Source organism: Kitasatospora sp. NPDC088742 (assembly GCF_055584905.1).
On sequence record NZ_JBVJLD010000056.1, the window covers coordinates 22023 to 32128 of the forward strand.

Below are 10106 nucleotides of genomic sequence, written 5' to 3' on the forward strand. Positions count from 1 at the left end.
GGGCCGCCTTCCGATTCGCGCAGTTCCTCGCGCCCCCGGAGGCGTAGCCACGTCCCTAGACGGGCGGTACCTGGTCGGTCTCTTCGAAGACCAGCAGGGTCTGGGTGGCGAGTACCTGCGGGATGTTCTGGATCTGGCCGAGGACCAGCTCCCGCAGGGCCTGGTTGTCGGCGGTGTGCACCAGCAGCAGCACGTCGAACTCGCCGCCCACCAGGGCGATGTGGGCCACTCCGGGGAGGGCGAGCAGCTGCTCCCGGACGGTCCGCCAGGAGTTCTGCACGATCTTGAGCGTGATGTAGGCGGAGGCGCCCTGCCCGGCCCGCTCGTGATCGATCCGGGCGGTGAAGCCGCGGATGATGCCGTCCTCGACCATCCGGGAGATCCGGGCGTAGGCGTTGGCCCGGGAGACGTGCACCCGCTCGGCCACCGAGCGTATCGAGGCCCGTCCGTCCTGCTGGAGCAGCCGGAGGATCGACCGGTCGACCCGGTCCAGTCTGGACGTCTGTTCAGTGGACACGGCCCCCGACCCTCCCGCTGTGGACATGCTGTCCCCAGCAGACTGCTGTTCGGGCCGATTGTCCACCACTACGGCACAGCTGTGGCCAGATTGAACAGACAACCGAACAATCGGTAGGGAGGAGGCGCTCCGGCGACCAGCCCTGCCACCCCTCGTGCACCACCGGCATGACCCCGCCCCTGCCGCACCCTCCCCCCCACCCTCAGGAGGTGCCCGAGATGACCGTTCTCGACCACCGACACCTCGCCGGCGACGTGCCCGGCTGGCTTCCCGGAGCCTCCGGCCCGCGGACCGACCCGGCGCCGCTGCTGCCGGACCACGAGCCGTACCGGATGCTCGGCACCCCGGCCGCCGAGAAGGCCGAGCCGCTGCTGCTCACCGAGCTCTACCGCCGCTTGGTCGCGGGCCGCCGCTACAACCAGCAGGCCACCACCCTGACCAAGCAGGGCCGCCTCGCCGTCTACCCGGCCTCGACCGGCCAGGAGGCCTGCCAGGTGGCCGCCGCGCTGGCGCTCCGTCAGGACGACTGGCTCTTCCCCAGCTACCGGGACACCCTGGCCGTGGTCAGCCGGGGCGTCGACCCGCTGGAGGCGCTCACCCTGCTGCGGGGCAACGCGCACACCGGCTACGACCCCCGGGCCACCCGCACCGCCCCGCTCTCCACCCCGCTCGCCACCCAGGCCCCGCACGCGGTCGGCCTGGCCCACGCGGCCCGGCTGCGCGGGGAGTCCACCGTCGCGCTGGCCATGCTCGGCGACGGCGGCACCAGCGAGGGCGACTTCCACGAGGCGCTGAACTTCGCCGCCGTGCTGAACGCCCCGGTGGTCTTCCTGGTCCAGAACAACGGCTACGCCATCTCCGTCCCGCTCACCCGGCAGTCCGCCGCGCCCAGCCTGGCCCACAAGGCCGTCGGCTACGGGATGCCCGGCCGGCTGGTGGACGGCAACGACGCGCTGGCCATGCACACCGTGCTCACCGAGGCGGTCGAGCGGGCCCGCTCCGGCGGCGGCCCGACCCTGGTCGAGGCGGTCACCTACCGGATCGAGGCGCACACCAACGCCGACGACGCCACCCGGTACCGGGAGGAGGAGGAGATCGCCGCCTGGCGCGACCACGACCCGATCCTGCTGATCGAGCGTCAACTCCGCGAGGCCGGGCTGATGGACGCCGCCCTGGCGCAGGACGCCACCGAGGCCGCCGAGGCGCTGGCCACCCGGATGCGCAGCGAGTTCCACGCCGACGCGCAGCTGGACCCGATGTCGCTGTTCGCCCACGTCTACGCCGAGCCCACCCAGCAACTGCGGGAGCAGGCCGAGCAGTTGGCCGCCGAGCTGGCCGCCGAGGAGCACTCTCGATGACCACCGCCACCACCACCCGGACCAGCACGATGGCCCAGGCCCTCAACTCGGCGCTCAAGGACGCCATGCGCGAGGACCCGACGGTGCACGTGCTGGGAGAGGACGTCGGGCAGCTCGGCGGCGTCTTCCGGATCACCGACGGCCTGACCGCCGAGTTCGGCCCCGACCGCTGCCTGGACACCCCGCTGGCCGAGGCCGGCATCCTCGGCACCGCCGTCGGCATGGCGATGTACGGGCTGCGGCCCGTGGTCGAGATGCAGTTCGACGCCTTCGCCTACCCGGCGATGGAGCAGCTGTTCTCGCACGTCGCCAAGATGCGCAACCGCACCGCCGGGAAGCTCCCGCTGCCGATCACCATCCGGATCCCCTACGGCGGCGGCATCGGCGGGGTCGAGCACCACAGCGACTCCTCCGAGGCGTACTACGCCCACACCCCCGGCCTGCACGTGGTCACCCCGGCCACCGTGCAGGACGCCTACGGGCTGCTCCGCGAGTCCATCGCCTCCGACGACCCGGTGGTCTTCCTGGAGCCCAAGCGGCTCTACTGGGGCAAGGACCAGCTGGACCTCGCGACTTCGGTGGAGCCGATCGGACGGGCCGTGCTGCGCCGCCCGGGCACCTCGGCGGTGCTGGTGACGTACGGGCCCTCGCTGCCGGTCTGCCTGGAGGCGGCCGAGGCGGCCAAGGCCGAGGGCTGGGACCTGGCGGTGCTGGACCTGCGTTCGCTGGTGCCCTTCGACGAGGCGACGGCCTGTCAGGTGGTCCGTTCGATCGGGCGGGCGGTCGTGGTGCACGAGGCCTCCGGCTTCGGCGGGGCCGGCGCGGAGATCGCGGCCCGGCTGACCGAGAAGTGCTTCCACCACCTGGCGGCCCCGGTGCTGCGGGTCACCGGCTTCGACATCCCGTACCCGCCGCCGATGCTCGAGCACCACCACCTGCCCGGGGTGGACCGGATCCTGGACGCGGTGGCCCGCCTCCAGTGGGAGGACTGACCAGATGATGCCGGTGGTGCGCGAGTTCACCCTCCCCGACCTGGGCGAGGGGCTGACCGGGGCCGAGGTGGTCCGCTGGCTGGTGGAGGTCGGCGAGGTGATCGCCGTGGACCAGCCGGTGGTGGAGGTGGAGACCGCCAAGGCGGTGGTCGAGGTGCCCTGCCCGTACGGCGGGGTGGTGACGGCCCGGTTCGGGGCCGAGGGCGAGGAGATCCCGGTCGGGTCCCCGCTGGTGACGGTCGCGGTGGCGCCGGGCGAGGGCCCGCAGCCGCTGGCGGACCAGGACCCGCCGGTGGAACGGCCGTTGGTCGGGTACGGGGTGGCCGAGCGGCCGGCCGGTGCGCGGCGGGCCCGGGTCGGCGCGGGGGCGCGGAGTGCTGCCGCCCCTGTTGCGGCTCCCGCTCCGGTGGTGCCCGCGGCGCCGGCCGTGGTGGCGGTGATCTCGCCGCTGGTGCGGCGGATGGCCCGGGAGCACGACCTCGACCTGCGGACGGTGGCCGGCTCCGGCCCGGACGGGCTGATCCTGCGGCGGGACGTGGAGCGGGTGTTGAGCGCTCCGGCCCCGGTGGCCGCACCGGCCCCCGAGGGCGTGGTCCCGCTGCGCGGGCTGCGCAAGGCGGTGGCCGAGAAGCTGACCCGCAGTCACCGGGAGATCCCCGCCGCCACCTGCTGGGTGGACGCCGACGCCACCGCGCTGATGGAGCTGCGGGCCGAGCTCAACCGGGCGGCCGGGCCGAAGATCAGCGTGCTGGCCCTGCTGGCCCGGATCTCCACCGCCGCGCTGGCCCGCTTCCCCGAGCTCAACTCCAGCGTGACGCCCGACGGTTCCGGCATCGTCCGGCACACCGCCGTGCACCTGGGCTTCGCCGCCCAGAGCGAGCGCGGTCTGGTGGTGCCGGTGGTGAAGGACGCGCACGCGCTCGGGACGGAGCAACTCGGTGCGGAGCTCGCACGGTTGACCGAGGCGGCCCGGGAGGGCCGGATCACACCGGGCGAGCTGACCGGGGGCACCTTCACCCTCAACAACTACGGGGTCTTCGGGGTGGACGGCTCCACGCCGATCCTCAACCACCCGGAGGCGGCGATGCTCGGCGTCGGCCGGATCACGCCCAAACCCTGGGTCCACGGAGGGGAGTTGGCGGTCCGCCAGGTCACCCAGCTCTCCTTCACCTTCGACCACCGGGTCTGCGACGGCGGTACGGCGGGCGGCTTCCTGCGGTTCGTCGCGGACTGCGTGGAGCAGCCGGGGACGCTGCTGCGCCGGCTGTGACTGCGGCTGTGAGTGCGGGAGGTTAGCGCTTCGGGGGCCTCGTGTCCGGGCTTCCGCAGATTTGTCGGATGAGCTTCACGGTCGTGCCACGCTGCTGAGCCTCAGCAACTGGCACGACCGGAAGCGAAACGATTCTCTTGGGCACTCGTCAAATCGCGGTGAAGACAGCCCCGTTGAGGGTCCGGGCGGGGCGCGGCTCGGTGGCGGTGGCCGCCGTACCGGGCATGCCGGAGGCGGAGCCGGAGCCACCCGCAGGGGTGGTGGAGGCCGCCCCGGTGGATGCGAGCCCGGTGGATGCGACCCGGGTGGAGGTGGCCCCGGTGGCGGTGGAGGCCGCTCCGGTGGAGCCGGTGATCCCGCCGATGCCGGACCACCCCCCGGCCGTTCCGGCCCTCGTGGTGGAGCCGCTGTTCCCGCAGGCGCCCGGCCTCAACTGGGCCGGGCCGGGCGACCACTGGAGCCGGGCCTGGGCGATGGACACCCTGGCGGACGGGCCGCAGGCCCCGGCGTCCGCCGCCGCGCCCCCGGCCGGTGCGGGCGATCCGCCCACCGCCCGGGACGTCGAGCTGATCCGGGCCAGCCTGGCCGTGGTGGAGCCGCTCGCGGACCGGGCCACCGCGCACTTCTACGCGCTGATCTTCCTGCACCACCCCGAGGTGCGGGCGCTCTTCCCGGCCGCCATGGACGTCCAGCGGGACCGGCTGTTCCGCTCGCTGCTGATGGCCGCCCGGAGCGCGGACGACCTGCCGGGCCTGACCACCTACCTGACCGGCCTCGGCCGGGGGCACCGCAAGTACGGCACCCTGACCGGCCACTACGCCCCGGTCGGGGAGTGTCTGGTCGCCGCGCTGGCCAAGTACTGCGGCCCGAAGTGGGACGCGGAGACCGAGCTGGCCTGGCGCCGGGTCTACGGGCTGGTCGCCACCGTGATGTCGGAGGCGGCCGAGGAGGCGGCCCGGACCTCCCCGCCGTGGTGGCAGGCCGAGGTGGTGGAGCACCGGATGCGCACGCCGGACGTGGCGGTGCTGACGCTCCGTCCGGACCAGGCCTACCCGTACCGGGCCGGGCAGTACACCACTCTGGAGACGCCCTGGTGGCCCCGGGTCTGGCGGCCGTTCTCCTTCGCCACCGCGCCCCGGCCGGACGGACTGCTGACCCTGCACGTCAAGGCGGTGCAGGCGGGCTGGGTCAGCAACGCGCTGGTGCACCGGGCGGCGCCGGGCGACGTGCTGCGGCTCGGGCCGGCGGCCGGCTCGATGGTGCTGGACCAGCGGGGCGGGGCCGATCTGGTCTGCCTGGGCGGCGGCACCGGGATCGCCCCGGTGACGGCGCTGGTGGAGGAGCTGGCCGGGCACGGCGGGGGCGGGCGCTCGGTGGACGTCTTCTACGGAGCCCGGCGGCAGGACGCGCTGTACGAGCTGGACCGGCTGCGCGAACTGGCCGCCGGGAACCCGTGGCTGACGGTCCATCCGGTCGTCTCCGAGGAGCAGGCCGTCGGGCTGCTGGCCGGGGAGCTGCCGGACGCCGTCTCCCGCTACGGCAGCTGGGCCGGCCGGGACGCGTACCTGAGCGGCCCGGCGGCCATGGTCCGCCGGGGCGCTCGGGCGCTGGCCCGGGCCGGGGTGGCGCGGGGCCGGGTCTTCCACGACCTGGGCGAGGAGGCCTGAGGTGGCCGCCGGGTCAGTGCCGCTCGGCGGTGCCCAGGTCCGGCGCGAGCATGGCGCGGACGCCCTCCACGTTGGCGGCCAGGTAGGCGCGCAGGCTGGGCGGGACGACGTTCACCGAGGTGACGCCCTCGCGGGTGAAGGGCAGCCGGACGATCTCGTACTCGCCCCGGGGCTCGTCCACCTCGGGGCCGTGCCGGCGGGCCGGGTCCATGGCGGTGAGGCGGCAGACGAAGAAGTGCTGGACCTTGACCCCGTGCGGGTGGGCCGGGGTGCCGTCCTCGTGGTGGGAGTGGGCGACGGTGTCCACGAAGGCGGGCACCACGCCCTCGACCTTGCCGCCGAGCTCCTCGTCCACCTCCCGGTGCAGGGCGGCCACCACGCTGCGGTCGGTGGGCTCCACCCCGCCGCCCGGCGTGATCCAGTACGGCCGGGAGCCGGGCCTGGTCCGCTTGATCAGCACGATCGAGGCGGGACGGTGCGGGTCGTCCGGGTCCAGCTCCAGCAGGATCGCCCGCGCGGTTCGCTTCACCACGGGACGGACGGGGCCGGTCATGACCACCTCCGGGAGGGGGGCGTTGTGCCTGAGTCTCCCGCCCCGGCCCGCCCGCGAAACTCGTACAGACGGACGAACGGGACCGGCCGGTTCCGCCGAACGGTGGATTTGGCGTGCCCGGGCGCTTCGGGTCCGCAGTGGGCAGTGAGGGCATTTGGATCTTCGATAGCAAGGCGGGCGCCGGAGATGCTCCTACCGGAGAGTCACATTCCGCCGAGCGACCCTTTGATTCGAAGGTCAAAAGCCGACATTGCTCACCGGAATGATTGCAGGCATGGGCGCCCTGTGCTGCAATGAGCGCCATTCGGGCACAACTGCACTGAAACCGGGCAGGGGGCAGGGCATGACAGTCGATCAGATCGCGGAAGCCGCACGGAGCATACGGGACGCCGGGTCGCCGACCGGGGGCACCCGGGAGCCGACCCTGATCGCCTCCGTCCAGCGGGCGCTGCGGCTGCTGGAGGCCGTCGGCGAGTACCGCGAGGGCGCCACCACCAAGCAGCTGGCCCGGGCCGCCGGACTGCCGCTGGGCACCACGTACCACCTGCTCCGCACCCTGACCCACGAGCGCTACCTGTGCCGGGTCGACGGCCGGTTCTTCTACGGCGCCTCGGTGGACGGCATCGGCCGGGACGGCGGCCGGCAGGCCGAACGGGCCGACCTGCGCGGCCGGATGGAGCAGATCGGCCTGGAGCTGGACACCGCCGTCTACTACGCCGTCTACGAGGACGGCGAGGTCCGGGTGGTCGACGTGGTGGAGGCCCAGGCCCGGCCCGCGGTCGCCGAGTGGGCCGACTTCAAGGTCACCGCCAACGCCCACGCGGTCGGCCAGTGCCTGCTCTCCCAGCTCGGCGAGGAGGACCGCCAGGACCACTTCAGCCGCCATCCGCCGGTCGGGCTCACCCCGTCCACCGTCACCGACCGCACCCTGCTGCTCCGCCGCCTGGCCGCGGCCGAGCCGAGCAGGCCGGTGCTGGAGCGTCAGCAGTACGCGCTCGGCACGGTCTGCGCCGCCGTCCCGATCACCGTCGGCTCGGCCGTCGCCACCATGGCGATCTCCCTCCCGGCGGCCCGCGCCGGGGAGCTGTCCGCGAAGGCCGAGCGGCTCCGCTCACTGGTCGGGGCGATGTCCCCCTCGTTCGTCCACTGACCCGTCGGGTGTGTCCGCTCACCATTTGAAAAAGCGCGTCTTGTCCAATTCGTCCCCAAAGCGCCACGATGGTGCCGGAAGGGGACCTTGAGGACCACGACATCGAATCGCATGCCCGGCCACCGGCGGTCCCCTCAGCCACCGGCACCGGGCAGAACGAGAGGTACTGGCGCATGCACAGCACAGTCCAGGGCCACGTGGTGATGAACCTCGTGGTCTCGCACGAGCTCTCCTTCCGCATCGTGGTCGACCTCGACTACGACCCGGTGGACCCCTTCGCCGTCCGGTTCACCTTCCACCTCCCCGGCGACGCCCCGGTCACCTGGTACTTCGCCCGCGAGCTGCTGCTGGACGGCATCAGCCGCCCCACTGGCGAGGGGGACGTGCACATCCACCCCGTTGGCGAGGAGCTCTCCGAGGTCTGCATCGTGCTGCACTCCCCGGACGGGGACGCCCGGCTGGTCGCCTCGGCCCCGCCGCTGATCGCCTTCCTGGCCCGGACCGACCGGCTGGTGCCGATGGGCGAGGAGCCGACCGGCAGCGAGCTGGACGAGGAGCTGGCCGCCATCCTGGCCAAGGGCTGCGAGAACCTCGGCTGAGGCCGGGGCCGGGCCGGCCCGGCAGCACGAAGGGCCCACCGCCTCGCCGGCGGTGGGCCCTTCCGTGTGCGGGGGAGTGACCCCGCGTCAGTCGTCGTCGCCGAAGGCCAGGTTGAGGCCCCAGGACACCAGGCTGATGATCAGCGAGCCGAGCAGGGCCGCCCAGAAGCCGTCCACGTGGAAGTCCAGGCCGAGCTTGTCCGAGGCCCAGGAGGTCAGCCAGAGCATCAGGGCGTTGATCACGAAGGTGATCAGCCCCAGGGTGAGGATGAACAGCGGCAGCGAGAACAGCTTGACCAGCGGCTTGATCAGGAAGTTCACCACCCCGAAGACCAGGGCGACCAGGATCACCGTGACGGTCTTGCCCTGCCAGTCATCGCCGGTCAGCGTGATTTTCGGTGACAGGATCCAGGCGGCCACCCAGATGGCGGCCGCGTTGATCAGCGTCTTGATGACGAAGTTCTTCATGGCCATGAGGGTGGCAGGCCGCCGGGCCGGGCGGAAGCTCCCCGGGCGCATGTTGTTCAATGTGGCCAACACGACAGGAGGGTGGCCCCGTGAAGGTCTTCCGGCTGGACCGGCTCGACGCCGAACGCTCCGAGGGCGGCGGCGCCTACCTGCGGTTCCTGAAGGAACGTCACATGTCCGCCGGCCTCTACGCGCTCTCCCCCGGCGAGACCGACACCCAGAACGCGCACCCCCAGGACGAGCTCTACCAGGTGATCAGCGGCCGGGCCGAACTGACCGTCGGCGGCGAGACCACCACCGTCGGCCGGGGCAGTGTGGTCTACGTGCCGGCCGGGACGCCGCACCGCTTCCACCACGTCACCGAGGAGCTCCGGGTCCTGGTGGTGTTCTCCCCGCCGGAGGACTGACGGGCCGTCCGGAACGCTCCCGGTAGGGTCGGCCGAGGCCCGACCCCGTCCATCCTGGAGCAACGATGACCTTCACCGAGGACCTCTGGTCGGCGATCGAGCCGATCCACGCGGAGATCCTGGCCCACCCGTTCATCTCCGGCCTGACCGACGGCACTCTGCCGCGCGAGGCGTTCCGGCACTTCGTGGTCCAGGACTCGCACTACCTGCGGGACTACGCCCGGGCGCTGGCCGTCTGCGCCGCCAAGGCCCCCGACGAGGAGGGCGTGCGGGCCTTCGCCGCCGACGCGGTCGGCGCCATTGCCGCCGAGCAGGAGATGCACGCCGGCTTCCTCACCGCCTTCGGCGAGCTCGCCGGGGAGGCCGCCGCCGAGCCGGTCCTGCCGACCACCCGGGCCTACACCAGCTACCTGCTGGCCACCGTCTACGGCGGCTCCTTCGCCGAGGCGGTCGGCGCGGTGCTGCCCTGCTACTGGATCTACGCCAGGGTCGGCGAGCAGCTGCTCGCCTCCTCCTCCCCCGACCCGCTCTACGCCAAGTGGATCGCCACCTACGGGGACGAGGCCTTCCAGTCCGTGGTCCGCCGGGTGCTGGAGCTGACGGACCGTCTGGGCGAGCAGCTCGCCCCGGCCGAGCGGGCCCGGGTGGTGGAGCACTTCGTGACCACCTCGCGGTACGAGTGGATGTTCTGGGACGCCGCCTGGCGCCGCGAGACCTGGCCGGTCTGACCCCTCCCCAGGTAGGGGAGCGCCCCCTCCGGACCTAGGGGGCATCTCCGGGTTCTCTCCGGGCCGCAACCCCTCGGAAGCCGTGCTCCGGCCGGGTACGTTCTAGGTATCGAAGCAAACGGGACGCGACGGACCAGCCGTCACCGGCCCGAGGGGAGAGAAGGAACGGACATGGCTGAGCTCTGGAAGTCGCTGCCCTCGTGGGTGCGCAACATCGTCGTCCCGATCATCGCGGTCATCCTGGCCTGGAACCTGATCTGGTTCGTGGTCGGCGCGGTGACCTCGCTGCTCGCCTTCCTGTTCAAGGCACTGGTGGTGGTCGGCGTCGCGGCCGGTGTGGTGATCCTGGTGAAGAAGGCCGCCAAGAGCTGACGGCCCGTAGGACGCGGAACGGCCC

General features: G+C 72.8%; 12 protein-coding genes. 9 read left to right on the top strand and 3 right to left on the bottom strand.

What is annotated here, in order from left to right; translation table 11 throughout:
* Window positions 1-55: 55 nt before the first annotated feature.
* Window positions 56-544 carry an Lrp/AsnC family transcriptional regulator gene (locus ACZ6ZR_RS32575; protein ID WP_465648567.1) on the bottom strand — a complete coding sequence of 163 codons (489 nt, stop codon included), beginning with the start codon at window positions 542-544 and terminating at the stop codon, window positions 56-58.
* A 191-nt stretch (window positions 545-735) separates the two neighbouring features.
* On the opposite strand from ACZ6ZR_RS32575, the gene pdhA reads away from it, so the two are divergent.
* From pdhA to ACZ6ZR_RS32595, 4 genes are all read left to right on the top strand, one after another.
* The gene (gene pdhA, locus ACZ6ZR_RS32580; protein ID WP_465648568.1) at window positions 736-1875 is read left to right on the top strand and encodes a pyruvate dehydrogenase (acetyl-transferring) E1 component subunit alpha; all 1140 of its coding nucleotides are present in this window, start codon (window positions 736-738) and stop codon (window positions 1873-1875) included.
* A complete protein-coding gene (locus tag ACZ6ZR_RS32585) occupies window positions 1872-2867 on the top strand; it encodes an alpha-ketoacid dehydrogenase subunit beta (protein ID WP_465648570.1) in 996 nt (331 codons plus the stop codon). Before pdhA ends, ACZ6ZR_RS32585 begins: the two co-directional genes overlap by 4 nt.
* Window positions 2868-2874: 7 nt before the next feature.
* Window positions 2875-4137: a dihydrolipoamide acetyltransferase family protein gene (locus ACZ6ZR_RS32590; RefSeq protein ID WP_465648628.1), complete on the top strand. Its 1263-nt coding sequence runs from the start codon at window positions 2875-2877 to the stop codon at window positions 4135-4137.
* 137 nt (window positions 4138-4274) lie between these two features.
* Entirely contained in the window at window positions 4275-5804 is a 1530-nt protein-coding gene (locus ACZ6ZR_RS32595) for a globin domain-containing protein (protein WP_465648572.1), read from the top strand.
* A 13-nt stretch (window positions 5805-5817) separates the two neighbouring features.
* Here the strand turns inward: ACZ6ZR_RS32595 and ACZ6ZR_RS32600 are convergent, their stop codons facing one another.
* The gene (locus ACZ6ZR_RS32600) at window positions 5818-6357 is read right to left on the bottom strand and encodes an NUDIX domain-containing protein (protein ID WP_465648574.1); all 540 of its coding nucleotides are present in this window, start codon (window positions 6355-6357) and stop codon (window positions 5818-5820) included.
* Window positions 6358-6700: 343 nt separating this feature from the next.
* Here ACZ6ZR_RS32600 and ACZ6ZR_RS32605 point away from each other — a divergent pair, with 343 nt between their 5' ends.
* Both ACZ6ZR_RS32605 and ACZ6ZR_RS32610 read left to right on the top strand, forming a co-directional pair.
* Entirely contained in the window at window positions 6701-7507 is an 807-nt protein-coding gene (locus ACZ6ZR_RS32605; RefSeq protein WP_465648576.1) for an IclR family transcriptional regulator, read from the top strand.
* A gap of 173 nt (window positions 7508-7680) precedes the next feature.
* On the top strand, window positions 7681-8106 hold the full coding sequence (locus ACZ6ZR_RS32610; RefSeq protein ID WP_465648578.1) for an SsgA family sporulation/cell division regulator: 426 nt from the start codon (window positions 7681-7683) through the stop codon (window positions 8104-8106).
* A gap of 87 nt (window positions 8107-8193) precedes the next feature.
* On the opposite strand, the gene ACZ6ZR_RS32615 is transcribed toward ACZ6ZR_RS32610, so the two are convergent.
* Window positions 8194-8574 carry a phage holin family protein gene (locus ACZ6ZR_RS32615; RefSeq protein ID WP_465648579.1) on the bottom strand — a complete coding sequence of 127 codons (381 nt, stop codon included), beginning with the start codon at window positions 8572-8574 and terminating at the stop codon, window positions 8194-8196.
* Window positions 8575-8663: 89 nt separating this feature from the next.
* Between ACZ6ZR_RS32615 and ACZ6ZR_RS32620 the strand changes: the two genes are divergently transcribed.
* The 3 genes from ACZ6ZR_RS32620 (at window position 8664) to ACZ6ZR_RS32630 (ending at window position 10081) form a co-directional block, all read left to right on the top strand.
* Window positions 8664-8981 (top strand): cupin domain-containing protein, encoded by a 318-nt coding sequence (locus ACZ6ZR_RS32620; protein ID WP_465648581.1) that lies wholly within the window; start codon window positions 8664-8666, stop codon window positions 8979-8981.
* A gap of 65 nt (window positions 8982-9046) precedes the next feature.
* On the top strand, window positions 9047-9709 hold the full coding sequence (gene tenA, locus ACZ6ZR_RS32625) for a thiaminase II (RefSeq protein ID WP_465648583.1): 663 nt from the start codon (window positions 9047-9049) through the stop codon (window positions 9707-9709).
* Window positions 9710-9880: 171 nt separating this feature from the next.
* Window positions 9881-10081, top strand: coding sequence for a DUF5326 family protein (locus ACZ6ZR_RS32630; protein WP_465648585.1), 201 nt, complete (start codon window positions 9881-9883; stop codon window positions 10079-10081).
* Window positions 10082-10106 lie beyond the last annotated feature (25 nt).